At 35.5% G+C, this 25,489-nt stretch carries 26 protein-coding genes; 14 read left to right on the plus strand and 12 right to left on the minus strand.

The annotated features are described in order from the left end of the window. Positions 1 to 20: 20 nt before the first annotated feature. A complete protein-coding gene (locus tag QY331_03400; GenBank protein ID WKZ70303.1) occupies positions 21 to 2,198 on the minus strand; it encodes a DUF5916 domain-containing protein in 2,178 nt (725 codons plus the stop codon). 135 nt (positions 2,199 to 2,333) lie between these two features. Here QY331_03400 and QY331_03405 point away from each other — a divergent pair, with 135 nt between their 5' ends. Beyond that, positions 2,334 to 3,455 (plus strand): saccharopine dehydrogenase NADP-binding domain-containing protein, encoded by a 1,122-nt coding sequence (locus tag QY331_03405; protein ID WKZ70304.1) that lies wholly within the window; start codon positions 2,334 to 2,336, stop codon positions 3,453 to 3,455. Between the two features lie 63 nt (positions 3,456 to 3,518). Then, positions 3,519 to 3,920 carry a bacteriohemerythrin gene (locus tag QY331_03410; protein WKZ70305.1) on the plus strand — a complete coding sequence of 134 codons (402 nt, stop codon included), beginning with the start codon at positions 3,519 to 3,521 and terminating at the stop codon, positions 3,918 to 3,920. A 2-nt stretch (positions 3,921 to 3,922) separates the two neighbouring features. On the opposite strand, the gene meaB is transcribed toward QY331_03410, so the two are convergent. The 4 genes from meaB to QY331_03430 form a co-directional block, all read right to left on the minus strand. Continuing rightward, complete coding sequence (meaB, locus tag QY331_03415; protein WKZ70306.1) at positions 3,923 to 5,038, minus strand: methylmalonyl Co-A mutase-associated GTPase MeaB; 1,116 nt, start codon at positions 5,036 to 5,038, stop codon at positions 3,923 to 3,925. A 105-nt stretch (positions 5,039 to 5,143) separates the two neighbouring features. Further along, positions 5,144 to 5,698, minus strand: a complete 555-nt coding sequence (locus QY331_03420; GenBank protein WKZ70307.1) for a GNAT family N-acetyltransferase — start codon at positions 5,696 to 5,698, stop codon at positions 5,144 to 5,146. A gap of 57 nt (positions 5,699 to 5,755) precedes the next feature. After that, complete coding sequence (scpA, locus tag QY331_03425) at positions 5,756 to 7,933, minus strand: methylmalonyl-CoA mutase (protein WKZ70308.1); 2,178 nt, start codon at positions 7,931 to 7,933, stop codon at positions 5,756 to 5,758. An 87-nt stretch (positions 7,934 to 8,020) separates the two neighbouring features. Next, positions 8,021 to 10,177 (minus strand): methylmalonyl-CoA mutase family protein, encoded by a 2,157-nt coding sequence (locus tag QY331_03430; protein WKZ70309.1) that lies wholly within the window; start codon positions 10,175 to 10,177, stop codon positions 8,021 to 8,023. Positions 10,178 to 10,480: 303 nt separating this feature from the next. Here QY331_03430 and QY331_03435 point away from each other — a divergent pair, with 303 nt between their 5' ends. Both QY331_03435 and QY331_03440 read left to right on the plus strand, forming a co-directional pair. Next, the gene (locus QY331_03435) at positions 10,481 to 11,425 is read left to right on the plus strand and encodes a hypothetical protein (protein ID WKZ70310.1); all 945 of its coding nucleotides are present in this window, start codon (positions 10,481 to 10,483) and stop codon (positions 11,423 to 11,425) included. Continuing rightward, positions 11,425 to 12,075, plus strand: coding sequence for a molybdenum cofactor guanylyltransferase (locus QY331_03440; protein ID WKZ70311.1), 651 nt, complete (start codon positions 11,425 to 11,427; stop codon positions 12,073 to 12,075). The genes QY331_03435 and QY331_03440 overlap by 1 nt, the downstream gene beginning before the upstream one ends. A gap of 20 nt (positions 12,076 to 12,095) precedes the next feature. On the opposite strand, the gene QY331_03445 is transcribed toward QY331_03440, so the two are convergent. From QY331_03445 to QY331_03455, 3 genes are read right to left on the minus strand one after another with little or no spacing between them, the layout of a single operon-like run. After that, the gene (locus QY331_03445) at positions 12,096 to 12,299 is read right to left on the minus strand and encodes a Txe/YoeB family addiction module toxin (GenBank protein ID WKZ71296.1); all 204 of its coding nucleotides are present in this window, start codon (positions 12,297 to 12,299) and stop codon (positions 12,096 to 12,098) included. After that, positions 12,280 to 12,354 carry a type II toxin-antitoxin system YoeB family toxin gene (locus QY331_03450; protein WKZ71297.1) on the minus strand — a complete coding sequence of 25 codons (75 nt, stop codon included), beginning with the start codon at positions 12,352 to 12,354 and terminating at the stop codon, positions 12,280 to 12,282. The genes QY331_03445 and QY331_03450 overlap by 20 nt, the downstream gene beginning before the upstream one ends. Beyond that, positions 12,351 to 12,605, minus strand: coding sequence for a type II toxin-antitoxin system Phd/YefM family antitoxin (locus tag QY331_03455; GenBank protein ID WKZ70312.1), 255 nt, complete (start codon positions 12,603 to 12,605; stop codon positions 12,351 to 12,353). Before QY331_03455 ends, QY331_03450 begins: the two co-directional genes overlap by 4 nt. A 299-nt stretch (positions 12,606 to 12,904) precedes the next feature. On the opposite strand from QY331_03455, the gene QY331_03460 reads away from it, so the two are divergent. The 7 genes from QY331_03460 (at position 12,905) to QY331_03490 (ending at position 18,988) form a co-directional block, all read left to right on the plus strand. Continuing rightward, positions 12,905 to 13,348, plus strand: a complete 444-nt coding sequence (locus QY331_03460; GenBank protein ID WKZ70313.1) for a MerR family transcriptional regulator — start codon at positions 12,905 to 12,907, stop codon at positions 13,346 to 13,348. 1 nt (position 13,349) lies between these two features. Next, positions 13,350 to 15,557, plus strand: a complete 2,208-nt coding sequence (locus tag QY331_03465) for a molybdopterin-dependent oxidoreductase (GenBank protein ID WKZ70314.1) — start codon at positions 13,350 to 13,352, stop codon at positions 15,555 to 15,557. A gap of 1 nt (position 15,558) precedes the next feature. Then, entirely contained in the window at positions 15,559 to 16,098 is a 540-nt protein-coding gene (locus QY331_03470) for a 4Fe-4S dicluster domain-containing protein (GenBank protein WKZ70315.1), read from the plus strand. 11 nt (positions 16,099 to 16,109) lie between these two features. Beyond that, positions 16,110 to 17,042 carry a polysulfide reductase NrfD gene (gene nrfD, locus QY331_03475; protein ID WKZ70316.1) on the plus strand — a complete coding sequence of 311 codons (933 nt, stop codon included), beginning with the start codon at positions 16,110 to 16,112 and terminating at the stop codon, positions 17,040 to 17,042. Positions 17,043 to 17,160: 118 nt separating this feature from the next. After that, the gene (locus tag QY331_03480) at positions 17,161 to 17,748 is read left to right on the plus strand and encodes a YeeE/YedE thiosulfate transporter family protein (protein WKZ70317.1); all 588 of its coding nucleotides are present in this window, start codon (positions 17,161 to 17,163) and stop codon (positions 17,746 to 17,748) included. Further along, the gene (locus QY331_03485) at positions 17,745 to 18,344 is read left to right on the plus strand and encodes a YeeE/YedE thiosulfate transporter family protein (GenBank protein WKZ70318.1); all 600 of its coding nucleotides are present in this window, start codon (positions 17,745 to 17,747) and stop codon (positions 18,342 to 18,344) included. The genes QY331_03480 and QY331_03485 overlap by 4 nt, the downstream gene beginning before the upstream one ends. Continuing rightward, on the plus strand, positions 18,341 to 18,988 hold the full coding sequence (locus QY331_03490) for a rhodanese-like domain-containing protein (protein WKZ70319.1): 648 nt from the start codon (positions 18,341 to 18,343) through the stop codon (positions 18,986 to 18,988). Before QY331_03485 ends, QY331_03490 begins: the two co-directional genes overlap by 4 nt. 74 nt (positions 18,989 to 19,062) lie before the next feature. Here the strand turns inward: QY331_03490 and QY331_03495 are convergent, their stop codons facing one another. The 3 genes from QY331_03495 to QY331_03505 are packed head-to-tail and all read right to left on the minus strand — an operon-like array spanning position 19,063 to position 20,909. Further along, positions 19,063 to 19,521 (minus strand): nucleoside-triphosphatase, encoded by a 459-nt coding sequence (locus tag QY331_03495; GenBank protein WKZ70320.1) that lies wholly within the window; start codon positions 19,519 to 19,521, stop codon positions 19,063 to 19,065. After that, positions 19,499 to 20,596: a hypothetical protein gene (locus tag QY331_03500; GenBank protein WKZ70321.1), complete on the minus strand. Its 1,098-nt coding sequence runs from the start codon at positions 20,594 to 20,596 to the stop codon at positions 19,499 to 19,501. Before QY331_03500 ends, QY331_03495 begins: the two co-directional genes overlap by 23 nt. Before the next feature lies 1 nt (position 20,597). Continuing rightward, the gene (locus tag QY331_03505) at positions 20,598 to 20,909 is read right to left on the minus strand and encodes a carboxymuconolactone decarboxylase family protein (protein ID WKZ70322.1); all 312 of its coding nucleotides are present in this window, start codon (positions 20,907 to 20,909) and stop codon (positions 20,598 to 20,600) included. Between the two features lie 166 nt (positions 20,910 to 21,075). Between QY331_03505 and QY331_03510 the strand changes: the two genes are divergently transcribed. Next, positions 21,076 to 22,401 carry a UDP-glucose/GDP-mannose dehydrogenase family protein gene (locus tag QY331_03510; protein ID WKZ70323.1) on the plus strand — a complete coding sequence of 442 codons (1,326 nt, stop codon included), beginning with the start codon at positions 21,076 to 21,078 and terminating at the stop codon, positions 22,399 to 22,401. 44 nt (positions 22,402 to 22,445) lie between these two features. On the opposite strand, the gene bshA is transcribed toward QY331_03510, so the two are convergent. Continuing rightward, a complete protein-coding gene (gene bshA, locus QY331_03515; GenBank protein ID WKZ70324.1) occupies positions 22,446 to 23,573 on the minus strand; it encodes an N-acetyl-alpha-D-glucosaminyl L-malate synthase BshA in 1,128 nt (375 codons plus the stop codon). An 89-nt stretch (positions 23,574 to 23,662) separates the two neighbouring features. Between bshA and QY331_03520 the strand changes: the two genes are divergently transcribed. Both QY331_03520 and rfbD read left to right on the plus strand, forming a co-directional pair. After that, positions 23,663 to 24,532, plus strand: a complete 870-nt coding sequence (locus QY331_03520; GenBank protein WKZ70325.1) for a carbohydrate kinase family protein — start codon at positions 23,663 to 23,665, stop codon at positions 24,530 to 24,532. Then, entirely contained in the window at positions 24,519 to 25,436 is a 918-nt protein-coding gene (gene rfbD / locus QY331_03525) for a dTDP-4-dehydrorhamnose reductase (GenBank protein WKZ70326.1), read from the plus strand. Before QY331_03520 ends, rfbD begins: the two co-directional genes overlap by 14 nt. Positions 25,437 to 25,489: the final 53 nt, after the last annotated feature.

Here is a 25,489-nt window from a genome sequence, read left to right on the forward strand (position 1 = left end):
AGTAAAAGTGGTTTCTTTAATTAAAAATAATAAAGATAACTTACCTTTAATACTCCGGCTCGGTTAACTGTATGCATTCTATTTGGACGAATTGTCCCCGCTAAATCAAATTCGGGACTTCTATCCTGAACTTCGTTATACGCAAAATGAATCCAACTTTTTGGTGAGAAATTGTATGATAAAAGGAAACCAACAATAAATCGTTCAAATTTGTCAGTTGAACGTACAAATACATTATCAAAGTAAATTCTTATTTTAAGATCATTCACAGGTTTTATATTAAGGTAGGGACGAGTATTAAATGTAATGTCTTCAATGTTTCCATCTGGATTACCTTCGATAAACATGTCATATGAAGTTCCAATGGTAAGTTGACTCATTAATTTATAGCTGAATGAAGTCCCCATCCATGAATAGAAAGCAAGCCAATCTCGGCTGAAGTTATAAGTATGAGAATATCCTCCCCATAAATTGCCACTCCAATTAGGCGAAATATTAAACCAAGAACTTAAGTTTGCACTATAGGAAGAGTAATCAACATTGTTATCCTTAGATTTTCCGGCATCTAGATTTATTTCCAATCCCCAATTGTCTCTGAATTGCATATTATAACCTAGGATTGCAAAGTAATCAGTATAGTCGTCAGCTTTTTCCCAATTAAAACCACCACCGCCATATATCATAATGGATTTTAGATATCCAGTATCCCACCACCATCGTGGACCTGTCAGACCGACAGTTTCCATGGTTCCTCGCCATGGTACAAATCCAATTTCTTGAACATCAAAATCATTACCAATGTATCTACTTCTAAACATATTAATCCAAGAGTCTGCAAAGTTTGTGAAGCCAACAGAAAAGGCATAATCACCTTCGTTTCCTTTTATCGATCTTGCAAGTTGATATGAAAGCTGCCAATTGCTTCCTCTAAATGCACCATCGATATCAAGCACTCCGTAATTATTGTATTCATTAAATTTTCCGACATATAAAACGCCGATCGAGGAGTTGTCCAAGATTTGTTTTTTCAATCTTACAGATGCGAAGTATGAAGTAGGTTCAGTAATTTTTTCATTATTTAAAAAATAATCGGTTTGTTCTGTACGGGCAACAAATCCGCCGTATTCCCAATCACCAAATCTTCCGAATGCACGTGTACCAAATGATAATGGAACTTCATTTCCGTCGGGCAATTTTTTGCCAATTCGTCGTGAATAAAACAACTCGATTGGTTTATAGAATCCGGAATTTCTATCTCGACCTGATGCATTAAAAACTTCACTTCCTTCAGTAAAGAATTGTCTTCGTTCACTAAAATAGGATTCATAACGGGAGATATTAAAATCATATGGATCAGCTTCAATTTGAGCAAAGTCGGGATTTGCGGTAAACTGAAATTTTAATTCAGGCGAGGGGTTATAAGAAATGTCCAGCCCTAAATCTGTATCAGTATCGTATTCATCATTTCCGATATAATTAATTTTACTAATGCCAACCGGATAAATTTCCAAATTCAAACCATGTTGAGTTGGAGAAAAATCATCAAGGACTAAGCTTCCCCATTTGGAAATTCTTTGACCCTCGTTTTCCTCATATGCTATCCAATAAGTATCTTCGTTATTTATTGAACGCCATCTGTCAAAATCGAGACCCCATTCTGTTAACTTGTCATTGTATTGAATTGACTTGTACGGAATTTCCATTTCTGCAACCCAGCCCCAATCATAAATTTCGGTATCAGCGAACCAAATTCCATCCCAACTGTAATCACGGTTACGAGCATCGTCAAGCAACCTTGTATCTCCTCTAACACCGGAAGCATAAACAATAAATTTGTAAGCAGTTCTTCTGTCACCGAAAGTATCAATCATAAATGAAACACCATCTCCGGCAAAATCATCGAGTACACCTGTTTCGATTTGAATTTCTTCATGATTATCATAGCATATAAATAAACAATACAATGCATCTTCTGTTGTTAAAACTTTTGTAACGGTTCTTTGAGTTGGTTTTTCATTATTATAAGGCGAATATTGAACAAAATCGGTAACTGAATCAGCTTGTAACCAGATATCATCAATCTTACCGTCAATTATAATTTGTTGATCAATTTTTTTGAGATGTAAAACTTTGTCTGAATTTGCAACTTGAGCAGTTAATAAGGTTACGAAAACAATAAAAAGTAAAATAGACCGCATTTAATCCCCATCATTTTGAAATCTACATTTTAGACGAAATTCTTTCTATAAGGTTCACAATTTTAGGAATGATTCTTTATTCTCGACTGATTAAATTAAAAAATACAAATATATCGTTTTTAGAGGAAATTGGTAATGAAAATTCTTTTAATTGGCGGATATGGTAATGTTGGCAAATTTCTATCTGAATTAATTTTATCAAATACTAATTCATCAATTATTATTGTAGGCCGAGATAAAGCGAAAGCAGAAAAATTTAAAGATGAATTAGTAGTAAGACATGATGAGAAAAGAATCGAAACCGGTTTTGTCGATGCTTCAAATACCGGTTCTCTTATAAACGAGTTTATGAAATCCGATTTTGTAATCAATGCAGCCAGTACAATTCAGTTTACTAATAATATTGTCGAAGCATTACTTCAAACAAAGAATAATTACCTCGATGTATTGATGTCATCTCCGCAAAAGTTAAACTTATTAAAAGCTACCTCGGAACAATTTGTCAAGAATGATCAATGTATAATAAGCGATGGCGGATTTCATCCCGGTTTACCGGCGGCATTAATTCGTTATGCTGCAGATTATTTTGATGAAATTCACTCGGCGAATGTAGGCAGCTTGCTGAATATGGATTGGAAGTTTGAATTTTCTTCACCGGATACAATAAAAGAATTCATTTATGAGTTCAAAGAATATGGTTCAACCGCTTATGTTAAAAAAGAATGGAGAAAGCTTAGTTATAAAGATTACAAATACTTTGATTTCGATAAACCTTTCGGAAAGAAACCTTGCATCTCTATGATGATGGAAGAGTTAAAGGAATTACCGGATGAATATCCGTCACTTTCTGAAACAGGATTTTATATCTCCGGATTTAATTGGTTTACTGATTATTTTGTCACACCATTAATGATGTTCGCCGTGAAAAGATTTTCACTGAATAAATTGAATTCGATTACAAAACTTTTTAAGTGGAGTCTCCGGAAATTTTCGAAACCTCCTTATAAAGTTATTCTTCAATTAATTGCAGAAGGAATTAAAGAAGATAAAAATCAGCAAATGAAAATTGAAGTATCTCATGAAGACGGATATTTTCTAACTGCTGTTCCTGCGTTTGCATGTTTGCATCAGTATTTAGAAAAGTCCAATAGAATTCCCGGACTTCACTTCCAAGCAAATTATGTTGAACCGAAAAAATTTTTAAATGACATAAAGCGATTAGGATGTGAAGTTAAAATCGAATTCAATTTGAAATAATCATAAACTTTTTCATTTTTAATTCGATGATAGGTCATAGTATTAAAAAATCCGGAGATATTTATGGCATTCATTGAATGGAGTGATGACCTTTCTGTAAAAAATTTAACAATCGATTCCGAACATAAAAAACTTGTAGAAACCACAAATAAACTACATGCCGCAATGAGGGAAGGTAAGGGTTCTGCAGTTCTTGGAAATATTCTAAATGAACTGATTACTTATACTAAAACACATTTTAAGAACGAAGAAAACATTATGCGCAAGCATAATTACGCACATCTCGAAACACATATTGCCGAACACAATAGTTTTGTGAAAGAGGTTGAATCATTTTATGAAAAATATAAATCCGGCTCCGGCTCCGTTGCCGTTACAATTTCATTAATAACTTTTCTTAAAGATTGGTTGGTTAAACATATACAAGGGAGTGATAAGAAGTTCGGACTATCAATCTTGAATTAATGCTATTTCCTTTCACGAAAAATGTTTAATAGTTTTTCGGCGGCTGTTGTCGGCGGTAATTCTGAACTCAATACTTGTTCTTGAATCAGCTTGTATTCCTTTTTGATTATATCATCATTAAAAAATGAATCTCGTAAACCATCTTCAACTAATCTCAAAACCCATTCTAATGATTGCTCTTTTCTTCGTTGAGTAAAAACACCTGATTCTTTTGTAAGTTTTTCAAAATCTTTAATCATCTTCCAAATTTCGGGGATACCTTTACCAGTTAATGCAGAACAAGTTAAAGCTTTTGTCTGCCAGCCTTTTGTAGCATGTTGAATATAATGAAGTGCATTTGCGTATTCTGATTTTGATAGTTTTGCTAATTGCTCATTTTTACCATCAGCTTTATTTATTAATACCGCATCAGTAAGTTCAATTACACCTTTTTTTATTCCTTGTAATTCGTCACCACCGCCGGGAATTAAAACCAGTAAAAAGAAATCAACCATTGAACGGACTGTTATTTCACTTTGTCCAACTCCCACGGTTTCGATTAAAATCACATCGTAACCTGCTGCTTCACAAAGTGTAATTGACTCTCGAGTTTTGCGGGCAACACCACCCAATGTTCCACCGGAAGGAGATGGACGGATAAAGCAGTTTTCTTCCTTTGCTAATTTTTCCATTCGTGTTTTATCACCGAGAATACTTCCCCTTGAAATACTGCTGGATGGATCAACAGTTAATACAGCAACTTTGTGTCCTAGCTTTAATAAATACATTCCAAGTGATTCAATCAAAGTGCTTTTCCCTGCACCGGGAGTTCCGGTAATTCCGATTCTCAATGAATTGCCTGAATTGGGAAGAAGTTTTTGTAATAATTCTTGAGAAAGTTGATGATGTTTTGACGAGTTACTTTCAACTAAAGTGATAGCCCGGGCAAGTTTTATTCTGTCACCTTTTAGAACTCCTTCAACATATTCATCAATCGAAAGAAAGGTATTCTTTTTTGAATTCGTTGATTCGGATTTCTTATCGCTCGACTGAATCCCTTTAACAATTCTAACAGCAAATTCATCTCCGGCATTTTCGGGTGTCCATTCGGGTTTATATGTGTTGTCTTTTTTGCTCATAAGTGAAATTAGGCATGTCATTCTGAGCGAAGCGAAGAATCTCATTTTGTAATTAGTGGAGATTCTTCAGTCGTCAAAATGCGACTCCTTCAGAATGACAAGGATTTATTTTTTTAACTTCTTGTACTCCCTCTGTAATATACTATAAAATTTCACATCTATGTACTTGTCATCTTTAACAACGTCTTCTCTTAAGTGACCTTCCAACTTCATTCCGTGTTTTAACATTACTTTACCCGAAGCCGGATTAGTAATAAAGTGATGAGCGAAAATTTTATTCAATTTTAATTCCTCGAAACCATATTTCAAAATAACTGACAAAGCTTCACTAGCATAACCTTTATTCCAAAAGGGAACACCGATCCAAAGTCCAAACTCTGCTTTGTTGAACTTTGGTTGTAAAGTAAAACCAATTGCACCGACTAATTCATTATTATCATTTTTAGTGATTGCCCAAATAATACTTTTGTTTTCTTCGCATTCTTTTTGATGAGTAATAATCCATTCTTCCGCTGCGCCATCGGGATAGGGATGCGGAATATATAAAGTTGTCTCGGCAATTTTCTTATCACCGGCTAATTTTTGTACTTTTTTTGCGTCATCCAATGTAAATGCACGCAAAGTAATACGCTCTGATTTTAATTTTGGTATTATTTTCATAATAAAAATGCCGAGCTAAACTCGGCATCAAATTTAATAATTTATGCTGATTTGATGTTAACTAAATCTCTTATTTATTTCATCCATGATTTTAATTCCCGCTTCAGGAATTTGTGTACCCGGACCGAAGATCAAAGCAGCTCCCGCTTCATACAAGAAATCATAATCTTGTGAAGGAATTACACCACCGACAATAACAATAATATCTTCACGACCGAGTTTTTTTAGTTCATCAATTAATTGTGGTACAAGAGTTTTATGTCCCGCCGCAAGTGAACTTACACCAATTGCGTGCACATCATTTTCAACTGCCTGCTTTGCCGTTTCTTCGGGAGTTTGGAAGAGGGGACCGACGTCAACATCAAATCCCATATCGGCGTAAGCGGTTGCGACAACTTTAGCTCCGCGGTCATGTCCGTCTTGTCCCATTTTAGCAACCATAATTCTGGGACGACGACCTTCGTGCTCTGCAAATTCGTCAGTCATTTTTCTTACTTGTTCCACTGTTCCACCTTGTTCATCGCTGTATTCACTTCTATAAACACCTGAAATAGTTCTTGTTGTTGCATGATATCTTCCGCTTACTTTTTCAATTGCATCTGAAATTTCTCCTAGTGTCGCTCTAACTCGAGCAGCTTTGACTGATAAATCTAATAAATTTCCGTCACCTTTGTCGGCACATTTTGTAATTGCTTCGAGCGCTGACTTTACATTTGCTTCATTACGACCGGATTTTATTTTTTGTAATCTTTTAATTTGAGACAATCTTACTGCAGTGTTATCGACTTCCAAAATTTCAATCGGATCTTCTTTATCTAATCTATATTTGTTGACACCTACAATTGTTTCTTTACCTGAGTCAATTCTCGCTTGTCTTCTCGCAGCAGCCTCTTCAATTCTCATTTTAGGAATACCGGCTTCAATTGCTTTTGTCATTCCACCGTAAGATTCAACCTCGTGAATGTGTTCCCAACCTTTTTTGAGAAGCGCGTCTGTTAATGCTTCAACATAATAAGAACCTGCCCACGGATCGATAACTTTTGTGATGTTTGTTTCATCTTGTAAATAAAGTTGCGTGTTACGAGCAATTCTTGCCGAGAAATCTGTCGGCAGTGCAATAGCTTCATCAAGTGAGTTTGTATGTAATGATTGTGTATGACCAAGTGCCGCAGCCATTGCTTCGATGCAAGTTCGGGCAACATTGTTGAATGGATCTTGTTCTGCTAAACTCCAACCTGAAGTTTGCGAATGTGTGCGCAATGACATTGATTTCGGATTTTTAGGATTGAATTGCTTAATTAGTTTTGCCCAAATTAATCTTGCAGCTCTCATCTTTGCAATTTCCATAAAGTAATTCATTCCTTGCGCCCAGAAAAACGATAAACGTGGAGCAAATTCATCTATATCCATTCCTGTTTTAACACCGGTTCTTACATACTCTAATCCATCTGCTAAAGTGTAAGCCATTTCCAAATCGGCTGTTGCGCCTGCTTCCTGCATATGGTAACCTGAAATTGAAATGCTATTATACTTCGGCATCTCTTTCGCTGAGTATTTGAAAATATCAGCAATAATTTTCATCGACATTTCAGGCGGATAAATATATGTATTGCGAACCATGTACTCTTTTAAAATATCATTTTGAATTGTTCCGGTAAGTTCTTCGTGTTTGACACCTTGCTCTTCAGCCGCAACAATAAAGAATGCAAGAATTGGGAGAACCGCTCCGTTCATCGTCATCGATACGGACATTTTATCGAGCGGAATTTGATCGAATAAAATTTTCATGTCTTCAACAGAATCAATTGCAACACCGGCTTTACCTACATCACCGACAACACGTGGATGATCGGAATCATACCCACGGTGAGTTGCAAGATCGAAAGCGACTGAAAGTCCGCGTTGACCTTGTGCAAGATTCCTTCTGTAGAATGCGTTACTTTCTTCCGCGGTCGAAAACCCTGCATATTGTCTAACTGTCCAAGGTTGCATCACATACATTGTCGAATATGGTCCGCGTAAAAACGGTGGAATGCCGGACATATAATCGATATGTTCACAATTAGTGATATCATCTTTTGTGTAAAGAGGTTTTACGTTGATCTTCTCCATTGTTTCCCAAATGAAATCATCAACTTCTTTACCAGTTTCGGTTTTAAATTTTTCTTTCCACTCATCGTAAGAAGTTTTTTTACTCTTCAAGTCTAATTTTAATTCTGCAAAATTAGGTTTCATTTTCAATCCTCTGCATTTCTTAGCGTCTTGGCGTCTTTGCGGTGAGTAAATGAAAAACAACCGCTAAGGCGCAGAGACGCAAAGTGTTTACTTAATTTTATTCAAAAGTTTATCTAATAACTCAAACGCATCGCAGCCGAGATAGATAAATTCATTCACACCCGATTTTTTATGTTCTTCAATTTGTTCTTTTGGATAGCCGGCTAGAACAACAGTTACTTCTTTTTTATTTTCTTTAATTCCTTTAACTATCTGTGGAACAAGCGCGGGATAAGTTTCATCAGTAGAACAGATAACAACAACATCAGTATTAGATTCATTTGCCGTTTTGACTGCTTCCTCTGTTGAATTAAAACCTTTTGGATATTCAATTTCAAATCCAGCTATTTCAAAAAATCCTTGTGAGAAATCTGCACGTCCTTTGTATTGCTTAAGTGGTCCCATTGTAGCAAGAAATACTTTTGGTCTGTTTCCTCGTTTGTCTTCTATTTCATCGGATTTATCTCGGAGTGATTCAAAAAACTCTGATGCTCTGCGCTTCTCAAGTTTTTGAATAATTATTCCTTCTCCGGCATTTGCTCTGCTTGCCTTAGAAATTTCACCGATTGTAGCGCCTTCTAAAATTGCTTGGGCACCTGTATCAATCGCATTCTCGGAAGATTCATCTACGAGTTTTTGTAGTTTTTCTAAAATGCTTGTGTGTTTGTTTGGATCACTCGAAGTTCTGAGTTTTTGCAAATACTCCGAACGTTTTTTATGAATTGCTTTATAATCAGGTTCATTCTTTCTTTTAATTTCTTCTTTTAAGTTGGCGTACATGTTAGTACCGACAATTACAGATTTACGTTTTGAAATATCTTTCTTCCTTGTTTCCCAAATTTTTTCAATTTCGTCTTGAACATAGTTTTCTTCAAGTGCTTTTATAAGTCCACCTTTTTCATCAATCTTTTGGAATTCTTTCCATGCAGCTTTTGCGATTTCGTCTGTTAATTTTTCGACAAAGAATGAACCTCCTGCCGGATCAATCAAGTTTGTTAGGTGTGATTCTTCATCCAAAATTATTTGTGTGTTGCGTGCGATTCTTCTTGAGAACTGATCAGGCATCCCAAACAATTCATCGAATGTATTTGTATGAATCGAATCAATTCCGCCTACTACCGCAGAGAAAGCTTCGGTTGTAGTTCGAAGCATATTTACATACGGATCAAACTTTGTCTGAGTGAATAAACCAGTTCTAGCATGTATAGTCATCTTTCGATTTTCTTCATTAACGCCGAATGCTTCGGTAATTTTAGACCAAAGAATTTTAGCAGCTCTAAATTTTGCAACTTCCATAAAAAAGAAAGAGCCGACACCAAATGTAAATCTCATTTGTTTTGCAATTAGGTTTACATCCATGCCTTTATCGGAAAGGTTTTTCATGTATTCTGCTGCAGCGGCAAGTGTGTATGAGAGTTCTTGGACTGCGCTTGCACCCGCATTATGATAAACTAATCCGCTAATACCGATAGTTTTGAAGTTCGGTATTTTTTCATTTGCCCATTCGGTAGTAAGTTTCATTTCATCAATTAAAAAATCGAAGGAGACCGGAAGAGAACCATTCTCTACTAAATACGAAATCGGATCAGAAGTAATGCTTCCGTTGATGTGTTTTGCGTCATTTTTTTGTTCGTTAAGATAAGCTGCAAAGATTGAAATAAACGGTAAAGATGAAAAACCAGTGTTGATGTGAATTGGATATTTAGTGATATCAATTTCGCCCAATGATTTTCTAAAACTATTTAGAGCTGAAATAGAGACACCGTTTTTTCCAACTTGTCCAACTTTTGCATAGTCAGCGTCAAGTCCTAATTTTGTTGCTTCATCCAGAGGAAGTGAAATAGAATTTTGTCCGCATGCTAAATCATTTTTGAGTGCACTATTAAAATCCTCTGCCATTGGATATGGAATATCTTGACAAATTTCCCAACCATTTTTACTATAACCGGATGAAGATTTTCCTCGAAGAAAATTTCCATCTCCAGGTAATTCATTAATGAACTCCAAATTTTCTACGTCATTACTTGTATAAATTGGTTGAAGATCAATTCCTTCGTAAGTTTTAGTCACCAACTTCTTTTCGAATGGAACACCTTTTAAATCTTTTTCAACAACTTCACGCCACTGTTTGTATGAAGGTGACTCAAAATCCTTTTTCAAGTTTAATTCTTTTGGAAGTTCCGGTTTCAGTTTTTCTTCAGACATTATAAAGCTCCGTTATAAACTTTTCTTTTTGTTAATCTAATAAACTTATCAATAATCAGCGATAATATCTCATTTGCAGAAATAGAAGAAAAGAAAAAATCGAGCCAAATAAGGATTGGGTTTAAGTGAAATAGGGTTATTTTTCGCTAAAAACCTAACTTAAATTGAGAAATATTTCTCGTTTTTGGAAAAAGTAAATATGGTAATTAGTTGTGATACCTCTTGAATATTTAATCCGAAAATTTATTTCAATTTATCTTTTCCCACTATGTGCTATATTTCAGAGGATAAATAGGGATGGTTATGAAGATCATACTTACATTAATCATAGCAATTTCAGTTCTGTTTATCGGATGTACGGTTACTACAACAACGCCGAAATTGCAAAACGCTGAGCAATTTGGCGTGGTCAATAATAATACGATTAAGATCACTAATCATGAATCAGCTGGTGACTTTAGTGTTCGATTGAACGTGAGTAAAAACCGCGATAGAATCTTGAGCAGCAAAATTGAAGGACACACGATGGTGAATAAAAATGGGATTTATGAAGTCGAACCTGTTGAAGGCGAAGATTATTTCTTTGAAACCGCAGGGGTCAATACAGAAGAGTTCACCGGAAATAATCTACATTGGAATATTCCTGAATTTCAAACAAATTTTGAGGTTGAAGTCAATGTCACACCTAATTTTTCCGTCTACGGTGGAACTACTTTCGCGGACATTGATCAAATTGATTTGAACAACTTTAATTTTGGACTTGGATTTTTTAGAGAAGAAAATAATTGGGCGGTTCGATTGGATATTGCTGGTGCATATTATGAGACTGAAACTCATATCGATTATGTTCGGCTTGAAGATAAACCATTTACCGGTGATGCTGAGCGTAAAGTATTTTTCTTCTATGAATCTCACAAAGAAAATTTTTTTGATCTGTCTTTGGGAGTAACAATAAACTCAAGAAATCCTGAATGGTTCGTAAACGGATTTATTAACTACACCTTCGGCCAACAAAGCTTTTTTGATATTGAACCTACCTCCGTTACTTTTTATGATTGGTTAAAGTCTTCTGAAGGTAAGAGGTTTGAGTTGGATGAGACTTACCATACTCTTTCACTCGGTCTATATAAAGAGATTGAATCTTTAGGGTATTTGTTTGGCGGAGTAAGATTTAACAAGTATACCGACTCAGAAGACAAACTTTTTGCTCCAAATTATTTTCTCCAATTTGATTTTCAACTTTTCTGATGCATAATAAAATCAACGGCATAATACTCTCCGGTGGAAAAAGTTCTCGAATGGGCGAAGATAAAGCCCTGCTGAAGGTCGGCACAAGAACTATCATTGAAATAATGATTGACAAACTAAAACCATTCTGTAATGAGATTATAATCAGTGCAGACGAAACTGAAAAATATTCTCAATTTGGCTATAAAGTTGTACCTGATAAATTCAAAAACGGTGGACCTCTTGCTGGGATTTATTCTTCACTTATCGAATCAAATACAGAAAAGAATTTTATTATTTCTTGCGACTTGCCACTTGTATCTTCAGAAGTAATTGAAAAACTTATTAACTGTAATTCCACCAAAGAAATAATTCTTCCGGTTACGAATGGAAAGTATCATCAACTTTGCGGAGTTTATTCGAAGTCAGTTTTGGAAAAATCTGAATCTATTTTAAATACAGAAGAGGAGAAGAGAAGAGAGGGTGAGGGGGAGAATTGGAGAAAAGGAGAAGAGGAGAAATGGAGAAAGAAGAGAAATACTTCCGTTAAAAAATTACTCGAAGTTTCTCAAGTTGAGTTTGTTGATTTAACTTCAATTTCCGGCAAGAATGAATTTTTGAATATGAATACGGTTGAGGATTTTGAGTTGATAAAAAAGATGTTTGAATGATACTCATCTTTCTTGATCGATTAATCATAATGAAAGCGGCATTTCAATATTCTGATTTCATCATCCGTTACTTGATAAATTAATCTGTGTTCGCTTGTGATTCGCCTTGACCAGCAGCCGGTATATTTATGTTTAAGCGGTTCGGGTTTTCCAAGACTTGTGAATGAATTGCGAGAAATATCTTTTAAAAGTTCATTTATTCTTTTAAGAATTTTTTTTATCAGTTTTCTGCCAGAATAAATAGTCGTCCCAAGATTCTTCCACAAACAGATATTTCATTCTTCAATCAGATCTTTTTCGAAATGTTTCCCTTCTTTGAACTTCTTAATAGCGGAATCTAATCTTTGTTCATTTAGTTTCGAGGCAAGTTCGTAAGATGTTGCATTTAGTGAATTGTATTCCTCCAGAGACATTATTACAACCCCGTTATCTTTCCCACGATTAATCAACAATGTTTCAAAATTATTGGTAACAACATCAAAGTATTTTTTTATGTCTTTTCTAAATTCTGAAATTGTAGTTGAGAGCATGATTCAACCTTACTTTTTTGTACAAGTATATGTACATAAATAGAATTTGTCAATGATATTTCTACTGCTTGAATCTTTTCCCCATTACGTACATCTTAACAGAATAAAAATATCCAGTTATGCTTTATACGGATAAAACGTCTTTTATTTCCCAAAATCAATGATTTTATAAAGAAAAATTTCCCAATTATAAAAATGAGATTTGTCTACCCTTAAAAAATTTTATAAAAACGCATAATTATAAATGGCAAGAAAGTTGACATCCACAAATATCAACATTTACAAATGAGAATTTCTCAATGAACTTAACTGAAATAAAAGATAAACCGATCTACCCGATCAGAACGGCAGCCGAACTTCTCGGTATTTCTGTTCACACTTTAAGAATGTATGAGCGTGAAGGATTAATCCTCCCACATAAAACAGAAGGAAACCAGCGTTCATATTCACAAGCGGATATCGATAGAATCGAATGTATTCGCAGAGCAATTAACGAAAGTAAAATTAGTATTAACGGAATCAAAACAATTTACTCGTTGATTCCCTGCTGGGAAGTAGTTAAATGTTCGGATGAAGACAGAAAAAATTGTAAAGCCTATTTGGGTCATACAGAACCTTGCTGGACTTATAATCACCCAAACACAACTTGCGAAAATAGAGACTGCCGAGAATGTGAAGTTTATACAGATCATTCAAGCTGTGGTGAAGTGAAAGAATTAATTCGAAAAATTTCGGGAAACTAACATGGAATTATCACGACGAAGATTTCTGCAGATTTCATCGGCTACTGTAACCGGACTTGCAGCGGTAACATCGCTAAGTACGATTACCAAGGGCGCCAAAAAGCTTGAAGAGAAAACCGGCAAACCGGTTAAAGGAATACAAAAAATCCCAACTTACTGCGATTTATGTTTTTGGAAATGCAGCGCTGTTTCTTATCTAAAAGATGGTGAGCTTTGGAAAATAGAAGGACATCCGAACGATCCATTAAGTAACGGTAGACTTTGTCCGAGAGGAACCGGAGGTGTCGGTGCTCATTACGATAAAGATAGATTGAAAACTCCGCTCATCCGTAAGAATGAACGTGGTGAAGAAAAATGGGTCAGCGTTACTTGGACTGAAGCACTTGATTACATAGCTGATAAAATGAAGAAAATAAAAAGCGAATACGGTCCCGAATCAATGGCATTATTCAGTCACGGTGTCGGCGGAACATTTTTAAAACATATGATAAAAGCTTACGGTTCACCAAACGAAACAGCTCCGTCATTTGCGCAATGCCGCGGACCAAGAGAAACCGGGTTTGAATTAACCTTCGGTGATATTGTCGGCTCACCCGAAAGAACAGATATCGAAAACACGAAGTGTATGGTTCTGATCGGTTCGCACCTTGGTGAAAATATGCACAACACACAAGTGCAGGAATTTGCTAAAGCAAACAAAAAAGGTGCAACATTTATTGTTGTTGATCCGAGATTTTCCGTTGCTGCAAGCAAAGCAAAATATTATCTACCGATTAAACCGGGAACCGATATTGCATTGCTGCTCGCTTGGATGAACGTTATTGTTAACGAAAATCTTTATGATAAAGAATACGTAGAAAACTATGGATTCGGTTTTGAACAGTTTGCTTATGAAATAAAAGATTACACACCTGAGTGGGCTTATCCCCAAACTGGAATTGATCCAAAAGTAATAAGGGAAACAGCTTATGAAATGGCTAAGCATAAACCGGCTACAATAATTCACCCCGGTAGAAGAACAACTTGGTATGGAGACGACAGTCAAAGAAGTCGTGCGATTGCATTGCTCAATGCACTTCTCGGAAGCTGGGGAAGAAAAGGCGGATTCTTTATGCCGACCAAATTAAGTATTCCTTCTTATCCTTATCCGGAATATCCAAATCCGGAAAGAGGAAGAGTTGATAACCCTGATGAAAGATTTCCATTCGCAAAAGGTGAGCTTTTGGCAAACGGAATTCGTGAAGCAACAATTACAGGAAATCCTTATCCTGTAAAAGGTTGGATAGTTTATGCAACCAATTTACTTCAGGCAATTCCGAACCAAAAAGAGACTATAAAAGCAATTCAAAATTTAGATTTAATGGTAGTTGTAGATGTTGTTCCAAGTGAGATTGCCGGTTGGGCTGATGTTGTGCTTCCTGAATCGGTTTACTTGGAAAGATATGATGAATTAAATATTTCTCCTTTCAAAGAAGGTTTTGTTTCGATTCGTCAGCCTGTAATTGAAGAACCTTCACATCAAAAACCGAATTGGTGGATTGCAAAAGAATTAGGAAAGCGTCTCGGTTTGCAAAAATATTTTCCGTGGAAAGATGTTGAAGAATATCTCGATACAAGGTTGAAAACAGTCGGACTTTCACTTGAAAGATTGAAGAAAGAAGGAGTAGTAAAAGCTCCCAAGCAGCCGATATATTTTGAAGATGGAATACAGCCGAATTTCTGGACGCCATCGGGTAAAATTGAATTCTACTCGCTTCAATTAAAAGAAAAAGGATTTGATCCCGTACCGAAATTTACCGAACCGGAATCACCACCTCCCGGTTACTTCAGATTATTAATGGGAAGAGCTCCTGTTCACACTTTCGCTAAAACACAATCAAACCCAATATTGAAAGATATGATGGAAGAAAACTCGGTTTGGATAAACATTGATATAGCACAGCGTTATGGTCTTAAATCAGGCGATTATATAAAACTCAAAAACACCGAGGGTGTAGTTTCGAACAAGGTAAAAGTAAAAGCAACAGAGAGAATTCGTCCCGATAGTGTTTACATGGTTCACGGATTCGGACAGCGTTCAAGAATGTTGAAAAGCACTTACTTAAAAGGTGCCAGCGATGCACAACTTACGACAAAGTACAAGCTCGATCCGCTGATGGGTGGCACTGCGATGAATGTCAATTTTGTAACTTTTGAGCGGGAGGCGTAAGATGGCAAGATTCGGAATGGCAATAGATACTAAACTTTGCGTCGGTTGTATGGATTGTGTTGTTGCCTGTAAAACAGAAAATAATGTTCCCGAAGGTTATAATAGAGATTGGATAACAGAAGAAGCATTAGGAAAATTTCCGAACATAAATCTGGAAATAAGAAGCGAGAGATGTAATCATTGTGAAGATGCACCATGCGTTTCAAGTTGTCCGACGGGTGCAAGTCATTATCACGATGTCGGCGGAGTTGTATTAATTGAACATAACGAATGTATAGGATGTAAAGCCTGCGTTGCAAGTTGTCCTTATGATGCAAGATTTATTCATCCGGATGGTTACGCCGATAAATGTACTTTCTGTATTCACAGAGTTGAAGAAGGTAAAGATCCGGCATGTGTTTCGGTTTGCCCTACAAACTGTATGATCTTCGGTGATCTTGATGATCCTAACAGCGAAATAAGCAAACAACTTAATTCAAGAAAACATCATTCGCTGAAACCTGAAGCCGGTACAAATCCAAAAATATTCTATTTGACTTAAAGAGGTTTACGATGCACGAAATTTCAACAACTAGAAATAATCATTTAATCGATCCGACTCTAAGTGTTTGGGGATGGGAAATTCCGGTTTATCTTTTCTTAGGCGGAATGGTAGCCGGGATGATGATTATAACCGGATACTTTTTATTTAAACAGAGACAAAGTGAAGAAACTTGTTCATGCCGTTATGTACCCTGGGTTAGTTTAGTTTTATTGAGTTTGGGTATGTTCGCGTTATTCTTAGATCTCGAACACAAATTATTTACATGGCGATTATACACAACATTCCAAGTAACTTCACCAATGTCTTGGGGAGCTTGGATTTTAATAATTGTTTACCCCGCGATACTCGTAACTATATTAATCACACCACCGAAATGGTTGATTGAAAAGTTTCCTGTTGTAAAAAAATATTCGAATTGGCTGAACGAAAGAAAAATATGGATTAAAAACATCGGTGTTGCAAATATGATTTTAGGAGCAATGCTCGGAATGTACACCGGTATTCTTTTAAGTTCACTCGGTGCGAGACCTTTGTGGAATACTTCAATATTGTGGTTACTATTCTTGGTTTCCGGACTTTCCGGTGCGGCGGCTTTTGTTCATATGGTTGCAAAAAATGTTTACGAAAGAGAATTGCTCGCAAAAGCCGATAACGGATTTTTGACTTTCGAATTATTTGTAATCGGATTAATGATTATTGGTTTGCTTACATCAACTCAAGTTCATCAAGATGCGGCGATGTTAATTCTAAACGGTCCATTTGCACCAACCTTTTGGGTGTTCGTTGTCGGTATCGGAATAATAATTCCGTTGATAATACAATTGATGGCGGTGAATCATAAAGTGAATCACACGCCGTGGGCACCGATAATGGTCATACTCGGTGGATTGATTTTAAGATTTGTAATCGTTGAAGCAGGACAGGTTAGTTCTTGGTTTTAACTTTTTATTAGTGTCATTCCCGCATGCTTCAAGCGGGAATCTAATTTAATATGAGATGCCCGATAGAGACATTCGGGCATGACTAAGAGATTTTAAGCAGATTTAAAAGGAAATATAAATGACAGCACTTACTCACATTTTATCAAAAGTTAAACTTCAGGTGACTGATAATGAACATACTTACAGTCACGTTGAAGCAAAACCTTATTCAAATCCATATTACGTCGGATTTGGGTTGGGGCTTGTTTTATTAGCAGCATTCGTTATTATGGGAAGGGGACTCGGAGCTTCCGGCGCGGTTTCATCGGTTGTAACCGTTGGAGTAAACGCAGTTGCTCCGGAACATGCACAGAGTAACGGTTACTTTTCATCTTATCTCGGCGACGGTTCTGTTAGCCCTCTAAAAGATTGGCTTGTATTCGAAGTTCTCGGAGTTATCTTCGGTGGATTTTTATCCGGTATGTTAGCCGGAAGAGTTAAAGGCGGAGTTGAAAAAGGACCGCGTGTTAAAACAAGAACTCGATTTATTTTCGCTTTTATCGGCGGTACATTAATGGGATTCGGGGCTAAGCTTGCAAGAGGATGCACAAGCGGACAAGCGCTTACCGGTGGAGCTTTACTCGGACTCGGGAGCTGGGCATTTATGCTTGCAGTTTTTGCCGGCGGATATGCAGTAGCTTATTTTATGAGGAGGCAATGGAGATGAATGCACCATTTTACAAATTCGACTTATTTGGTTTTGACGTTAGTTTAATAATTGCATTTGCAATCGGTATCGGTTTCGGGTTTGCTTTAGAACGCGGCGGATTCGGGAGTGCAAGAATTTTAGCTGCGCAATTTTACTTTACCAATATGCGCGTTCTTAAAGTTATGTTCACTGCAATTGTTACCGCAATGATCGGCGTTTTTTATTTGTCATACATTGGATACTTAGATTTATCCTTAGTTTTTATAAGTGATACATATATCATCCCTCAAGTTGTAGGCGGATTAATTCTCGGTATGGGATTTATAATTGGTGGATACTGTCCCGGTACTTCTTTTGTCGCATTTTCAACGGGCAAGAAGGATGCAATTGTTTTTATACTCGGAGTTACTTTCGGCATATTTATCTTCGCTGAATTATTCCCATTCATCGAAGATTTTTATTACTCAACAAATATGGGAAGAGTAACTTTGCCCGACTACTTCGGACTTTCTTACGGGATGGTTGTATTTTTAGTAGTGTTGATGGCGCTTGGTGCTTTTGCCGCAGCAGAGTGGGGTGAAAGAGTTATGGCGAAAAAAGGAGAATCAAAATGAAAAATTACATTATGAATTTATCCGGTTCAAAAAAATTAGCAATAGTTGGTTTAATACTCGGTTTGGTTGCGGTACTTCTCGGTAATCCATACGATAATACTTATGCAAAAGTAAATGTGAAAGAGTTATCCGTCGAGGCAATTCGTGATAGCGAAATAATCAACGTTAAAGAACTTGCCGACTGGATAATTGAAGGAAGAGTAGATTACAGATTGGTGGACTTGCGCGATGAGGAAGCTTTCAAAGAATATTTTATTCCGACTGCAGTAAATATTCAGACTTCAAAATTATTAGAATCCAATTTAATGCGTAATCAAAAAATTCTTTTGTACTGCGAAGATAATATCAAAGCAGCGCAAGGTTGGTTTATTCTGAAAGCTAATAATTACAAGGGTGTGTATATCTTGGACGGTGGTGTTGATAGTTGGAAAGATGAAATCCTATTTCCAAGTATATCCACGAATGCTTCGCCGGAAGAAAAAGCAGAGTTTGATAAGATGGTTGAAGTAAGCAAATTTTTCGGCGGCTCACCACAAGTCGGCGAAACCGAAGGTGGAAAAGAAATTAAAATGCCTAAGATTGAAATGCCTGCTGCGATACCGATGAATACAAACAGCGGTAAACCGAAGCGGGAAGGATGTTAATGGATTTAGCGGATTGATGAATTTGGCGGATTTTGCGAATTTTAAGTCCAAGATTATTTAATTCGTAAAATTCGCTAATCCGTAAATTCGTAATTACACTCACTTAATCCATACTTTTCGATAACCTCATCAACCAAACTTTCTCTCACGACTAAAACAAGTTCAAACAAATTTTCTTTTTTGAATTTATCAACGGCAATGCTTATCGTCGGTTCATAACCTTGATCAACCATTTCGAGTTTTCCGACCTCATCAATAACAATGTAATCAGCTTCGGTATGTAATGATTCTTTAATCTGTTGCTTTGCCCAATCCATAACTTCTTTGCTGAATTTATATTTCCCAATAACAATTGCCTCATGACTTTTCGTTTCAAGCAATTTTATTTCACCGGTTTTGATTCGCTGAATGTATCTTTTACCTTCTTTTACAGGCGCAATAATTCCGTCACAGTTTTTGTCTGCAATAAAATTTTGCAATCGTGTAGTTTTACCGGAATGAATCGGTCCGCTAAATAATATTATTTTCTTCATACGATTCGATGTCTGCCATTAAAAGAAGAATAAAAGAGTTTTTTAAAAAGGGAATTATGCGTTTATAATTTTTCAATCCTTTTGTCTGTTCCCAGCTGTAATTTATAATTCCTTTGAAGTAAGGAAACAATGCTAAAATTGTTTCAACTTCTTTTGAATAATCGGATTGTTTTTTCATTAAATATTTTTTTACCCATTTGACAATTATGGGTGATAATAACACAAACCAAACATACATTATAAGAATTGAGCGAATCAACATGAAAATTATGTTGTAAAATAAATTATCGTCCAGCTCCGGATTTGAATATGATATTATCATCATTAACACAGCGAACGCAGCAACTGCAATGTTTGCTTTTTTCTTCCACCACTTTCTTTTCTTTTTTTCTTTATCTTTCTGTAATAATATCGATTCATCTTTTCTTGTAATTGATTCGTTAAACTCTTTTACTTTATCAAAATTTTTAGTAATCCAGCTATGAATATTACCGGCGATTATTCCGAAAAAGATTCCACCCGAAATATGAATAAATCCATAAACTCCAATTAATATATAGCTAAGTTGTAATGCTGTGTCTGTGGAAGAAACTGATAAAAACTCATTCATCAGATAAATTCCGAAAGCATCAATCGATTCCCATAATGTATTACCGAATAAAACTGTAAGAACAAAAACTCGTTGAAAAGCTGAATAGGCTAAAGAAATAAATCCCAACAAAAGTGCAGCTAATTTTTTGTTTATTATGAAACTAAATATCAGGTAAGCAAACAATCCTTGTAGGAATACAGCAAAATAGGCATTCAATGGTGTGTGAGGACTAACCATTGCTTTAATTAAAATAACAATCAAAGTTGATTTTAGAAGTGTTGATTTTTTCTCTGCTGAAGATGCAATAAGAGTTAAGAATATAACAGCACTTCCACCAATAAATAACCCTGTTAGCGGTATTCTCAGCACATGAAGAATTCCACCCAAAGCAGCTTCACTGAAAGCCCAAAGCGCGGTAATTCTGCTTATAGTTGTAAATTCTTTTTCAAGAATTGAGCTATGTTTAAAATTATCTCGAAACAAATTACGATTCTAAAATATCGTTAACCCAAGTCATTGCAGCCATCATATTCGGCAGACCAATGGTTGGAAGCGCTAAAAGAACTGCATGTTTAATTTCTTCTTTTGTGCATCCGGCTTCAAGAGCTTTCCTGGTATGAGAATGAACGGCTCCTTCCATTCTAGCACCAACGGCGATAGCAAGTTTAATTAATGAACGGTTTTTATCGTTAATTGGTCCTGCTCCATGTACTTCTGCTCCTAATTTTTCGTATGCATCGACTACCTTTGGATAATCTTCTGTGAACTTCTTAAATGGTTTTGGTAATTCACTCATATTGACCTCTTTGTAATAAAGGAAATATCATTTTCGTAAAGTTAAAGTATTATAAAAGTATCTACAAGAAAATCACTATTAGCGATTAAATAATCGCAACTAACTTTGGGATTTTTTGTAAGTTTTACATTAAGATTTAAACATGTTATTGAATATAGGAGGTTTAATGAAATTATCGGTTATTGGTACCGGGTACGTTGGTTTGGTTTCTGCAACTTGTTTTGCCGAGATGGGAAATCATGTTATATGTGTAGATAATAATCAAGAAAAATTAGCAAAGATGAAAAGGGCGGTTGTCCCAATTTATGAACCGGGATTAGATACTTTATTCCATCGAAATATTGAAAAGAAAAGATTAGAGTTTACCGATGATTTAAAATATGCAGTAGAAAATTCCGAAGTGGTTTTTCTCTGCTTGCCTACGCCACAGGATGAGGATGGTTCTGCAGATTTAAAATATGTGTTTGGAGTTGCCGGTGATATTGCAAAAATATTAAAAGGAAACGACGACAAAGATTTTAAAATAATTGTTAATAAAAGCACTGTGCCAGTTGGTACTTGCGCTTCGGTTACAAAGATTATTGCCGATGAAGGAGTAAAGAATTATGAAGTGATCTCAAATCCCGAATTTTTACGTGAAGGTTTTGCAGTTGATGATTTCTTAAAACCGGATAGAATTGTAATAGGGGCAGAAAGTAAAAAAGTTTTTGAAAAAATGAGAACATTATATGAGCCATTTGTTAGGCAAGGCAACCCGATAATTGAAATGGATCCATACAGTTCCGAGATAACAAAGTATGCCGCTAACTCATATCTCGCAATGCGAATTACTTTTATGAACGAACTTGCGAACTTTACCGAGAAGGTTGGCGGCAATATTGATATGGTAAGAAAAGGTATTAGTGCCGATACAAGAATCGGGAAAAGATTTTTATTCCCCGGAATTGGTTACGGTGGTTCTTGTTTTCCTAAAGATGTTCGCGCTCTTATAAAAACATCTATTGATAAAAACTCTTCAATGACTATTCTTCAGACCGTTGATGAAATTAATAACAGACAAAAGTTGGTTCTAGTAAATAAAATTTTAGAGCATTTTAATAATGACATTAAGGGAAAAGAGTTCGGAGTTTGGGGATTATCATTCAAACCAAACACGGATGACATGCGGGAAGCACCATCAATTTATATAATTAACGAATTATTAAAACACGGTGCAAAAATATCGGCTTACGATCCCGAAGCAATCGAAAATTCTAAAATTTATTTTGACGATAAAATTGAATACACAGAAAACCAATATGCTGCAATTAAAGATAAAGATGCATTACTGATTTTAACCGAATGGAATGAGTTTAGAAACCCGGATATGAATCTCATTGCGGAAAATCTAAAAGAAAAATTAATCTTTGATGGTAGAAATGTTTTTACACCCGAAAGAATGAACGAACTTGAGTTTACTTATTACAGTATTGGCAGAGTGGCTATAAAATAGAATTTGGTTCCCCGTAATTCTATTAATTACGGGGAATTTTTTTGCTAGGAATTTAAAACCTTCTCATAATATTTCATATACTGCGGAACAATTAAAGTTTTTTCAAAATTATCTTTTGCTAGTTTAATACAATTATCAGAGAATACTTTATATTTTTTTTCATTGGTTAATAAGTCAATTGCATACTTAGCCATTCTTTGCACATCACCAAACTCTGCAATGAAACCGGTCTCGTTGTGACGAACAAGTTCCGGCAAACCACCGACACTGGAACTAATTACGGGAACACCGCACGCCATTGCTTCTAATGCTGACAAACCAAAACTTTCCGATTGTGACGGAAGCAAAAATATGTCTGATGAACTAAGTATTTCCGTTAATCCGTCCTGCTTACCTAAAAAGATCACATCTTTGTGAACTTCTAATTCTCTTGCTAATCTTTCGCATTCAGATCGTTCCGGTCCGTCACCTACTAGAACCAATTTGGTTGGAATTTTCTTTTGAACTTCTTTTAAAATTCTAATTGTATCGGTAACACGTTTTACGGGACGAAAATTCGATGTATGAACTAAAATCTTCTCACCGTTTGGCGCAATATGCTTCTTGAAATGTTCATTGCTGACTGGTTTGTAAACATCTGTATCGATAAAGTTGTGAATTACCTCGATGTCTTTATCAATATTATAGTTTGTAATTGTTTTTTCTTTTAAAAATCTTGAAACGGCAGTTACGCCATCACTTTCCTCAATACTAAATTTTACTAATGGTAAAAAAGAAGGTTCTAATCCAACTAAAGTAATATCAGTTCCGTGAAGTGTTGTAATAATTTTAGTCTGCTTGTTTTCTTTTTTTAAGATTTGCTTTGCTAGATAAGCACTCGTCGCGTGAGGAATTGCATAGTGAACATGAAGTAAATCCAATTTCTCATATTCAATAACTTCAACCATTTTACTAGTTAAAGACAATCCGTATAAAGAATGCTCGAAGAGAGGATAAGTAGTCATTTCAACTTCATGAAAAATTACATTTTCGACAAAACTGTTTAGCCGATGCGGGAGAGCATAACTAATAAAATGGATTTCACATCCTTTTGCCGCTAGAGCTTTGCCTAGTTCGGTTGCAACAACTCCACTTCCACCGTATGTCGGGTAACATGTTATTCCGATTTTCATATCAATTTATTACCGTATAATTTATAATTGTATTTTTATTGGATATAAGTTAATCAAAAATATTTACGTAATGAAAAACGGTTCTTTGTATGAAGCTATTAATTGTCGGTCATTCAGTTGTTGATCATGTGTTTGACGGGTATGGAGAAAAAATTTCACCAGGTGGAATATTCTATTCTGCAAGTGGATTTAATGCTCTATCTAGCCAGAATGATGAACTGCATCTGTTGACTTCAATTTCCGATAATGATTTTCATTTTTTTGAAAGAACATTTAGAAAATATGATCTAATGTATGCAAATAAGCTTGAGGAAATTCCACACGTGAATCTCTACTTGGACGGTAATGCGGAGAGAAAAGAACATTACAAAAAGAGTTTTGAACCTTTACAACTTTCGAAGGAACTTAACTTGCAATCTTATGATGGAATCTATATCAATATGATAACCGGAACTGATTTATTGCCTGATGATTTCGAGCATATTAGAAAAGCTTCACTTGGAAAAATATATTTGGATGTTCATACATTATCACGCGGAATTGGGAAAGATCAACACAGATATTTTAGAAAGATTTCCGATTATGAAAAGTATCTTTGTAACGTGGACATTATTCAAGTGAACGAACATGAATTAAAAACAGTAACTCCATTTGACGAAAAAGAAAAAATTCTTAATACAGTATTCTCATCCGGAGTTGAAGCAATAATAATTACTAAAGGTAATAATGGTGCGGAATTATTTTTATCCGACGGGTCATTTTATAGTGTAGAAGCCATAAAAGTGAATTCCATAAATAAAATTGGTTGCGGAGATGTTTTTGGTTCCGTTTTCTTTTATTCATACCTTAGCGGATTGAATTATGAAAAATGTTTATTCAAAGCAAATAAAGCAGCCGGAATTGTTACAACTTATTCAAAAGCAAATGAATTTATTAATTTGAAAAATGATATCATCTAAAGACATATTAAAGAGACGAATATTAATCATCGGATCAAACGGAAGACTCGGTCAGTCACTTGTTAAAAAAATAATGGTTCGAGAAAAGACGGAATTGCTTTGTTCATCTATTGAAAATGAGTCGCTTATTAAAGGTGTTGAATATTCTAAAACTGATATAACAATTAAAGATCAGGTTAAAAAATTAGTTTTGGATTTTGTGCCTGACTACATCATAAACGCTGCGGCATTTACAAATGTAGATAAGTGCGAAACCGAACGTGAACTTGCTTGGAAGATAAATGTCTCGGGAGTGGAGAATTTAGCGCATTATTCACGATTGATTGATGCGCATCTTACACATGTCTCAACAGATTATGTGTTTGATGGAAACGACGGACCATATTCTGAAAGCGATTCAACTAATCCAATAAGTTATTATGGCAGGACTAAACTTGCTTCTGAAAATGCATTGAAAATCAGTGGGTCTAAATATGTGATAGTTAGAACAAATGTTTTATTTGGCCCATCCGAATTTGGTGAACCCGATTTTGTCAATTGGGTGGTTGATTCCTTAAAAAGTAAAAAGAAAATTAGAATTGTTACGGATCAGATTAATAACCCGACATTCATCCCTGATTTAGCTGATGGAATTCTCAAAATAATAGATTTAGACAGAGATGGCGTTTATCATCTCGGTGGAAGAGAATTTTTGAATCGATTTGAATTCACAGAGAAAATCGCAGCCCATTTTAATTTGGATACATCACTAATAGAAAAAATTATAACTCAAGAGTTAAACCAACCGGCGCCACGTCCCTTAAAATCAGGTTTGATTACATTAAAAGCTGAAACAGAATTAAACTACAAACCGCGCTCACTTAAAGAAGCTTTTATTATTATGACCAAGGAACAATCCAAATAATTAATTAAAAAAATAAAGTTGACATGAAGAAACAATTTGTCTAATTTTGTTAT

It is taken from the genome of Melioribacteraceae bacterium, from assembly GCA_030584085.1.
Lineage (GTDB): Bacteria > Bacteroidota > Ignavibacteria > Ignavibacteriales > Melioribacteraceae > SURF-28.

Coding starts and splice junctions, on each gene's coding strand:
- QY331_03400 (WKZ70303.1), bottom strand. CDS start 2,198: ATGCGGTCTATTTTACTTTTTATTGTTTTCGTAACCTTATTAACTGCT.
- QY331_03405 (WKZ70304.1), top strand. CDS start 2,334: ATGAAAATTCTTTTAATTGGCGGATATGGTAATGTTGGCAAATTTCTA.
- QY331_03410 (WKZ70305.1), top strand. CDS start 3,519: ATGGCATTCATTGAATGGAGTGATGACCTTTCTGTAAAAAATTTAACA.
- meaB (WKZ70306.1), bottom strand. CDS start 5,038: ATGAGCAAAAAAGACAACACATATAAACCCGAATGGACACCCGAAAAT.
- QY331_03420 (WKZ70307.1), bottom strand. CDS start 5,698: ATGAAAATAATACCAAAATTAAAATCAGAGCGTATTACTTTGCGTGCA.
- scpA (WKZ70308.1), bottom strand. CDS start 7,933: ATGAAACCTAATTTTGCAGAATTAAAATTAGACTTGAAGAGTAAAAAA.
- QY331_03430 (WKZ70309.1), bottom strand. CDS start 10,177: ATGTCTGAAGAAAAACTGAAACCGGAACTTCCAAAAGAATTAAACTTG.
- QY331_03435 (WKZ70310.1), top strand. CDS start 10,481: ATGAAGATCATACTTACATTAATCATAGCAATTTCAGTTCTGTTTATC.
- QY331_03440 (WKZ70311.1), top strand. CDS start 11,425: ATGCATAATAAAATCAACGGCATAATACTCTCCGGTGGAAAAAGTTCT.
- QY331_03455 (WKZ70312.1), bottom strand. CDS start 12,605: ATGCTCTCAACTACAATTTCAGAATTTAGAAAAGACATAAAAAAATAC.
- QY331_03460 (WKZ70313.1), top strand. CDS start 12,905: ATGAACTTAACTGAAATAAAAGATAAACCGATCTACCCGATCAGAACG.
- QY331_03465 (WKZ70314.1), top strand. CDS start 13,350: ATGGAATTATCACGACGAAGATTTCTGCAGATTTCATCGGCTACTGTA.
- QY331_03470 (WKZ70315.1), top strand. CDS start 15,559: ATGGCAAGATTCGGAATGGCAATAGATACTAAACTTTGCGTCGGTTGT.
- nrfD (WKZ70316.1), top strand. CDS start 16,110: ATGCACGAAATTTCAACAACTAGAAATAATCATTTAATCGATCCGACT.
- QY331_03480 (WKZ70317.1), top strand. CDS start 17,161: ATGACAGCACTTACTCACATTTTATCAAAAGTTAAACTTCAGGTGACT.
- QY331_03485 (WKZ70318.1), top strand. CDS start 17,745: ATGAATGCACCATTTTACAAATTCGACTTATTTGGTTTTGACGTTAGT.
- QY331_03490 (WKZ70319.1), top strand. CDS start 18,341: ATGAAAAATTACATTATGAATTTATCCGGTTCAAAAAAATTAGCAATA.
- QY331_03495 (WKZ70320.1), bottom strand. CDS start 19,521: ATGAAGAAAATAATATTATTTAGCGGACCGATTCATTCCGGTAAAACT.
- QY331_03505 (WKZ70322.1), bottom strand. CDS start 20,909: ATGAGTGAATTACCAAAACCATTTAAGAAGTTCACAGAAGATTATCCA.
- QY331_03510 (WKZ70323.1), top strand. CDS start 21,076: ATGAAATTATCGGTTATTGGTACCGGGTACGTTGGTTTGGTTTCTGCA.
- bshA (WKZ70324.1), bottom strand. CDS start 23,573: ATGAAAATCGGAATAACATGTTACCCGACATACGGTGGAAGTGGAGTT.
- QY331_03520 (WKZ70325.1), top strand. CDS start 23,663: ATGAAGCTATTAATTGTCGGTCATTCAGTTGTTGATCATGTGTTTGAC.
- rfbD (WKZ70326.1), top strand. CDS start 24,519: ATGATATCATCTAAAGACATATTAAAGAGACGAATATTAATCATCGGA.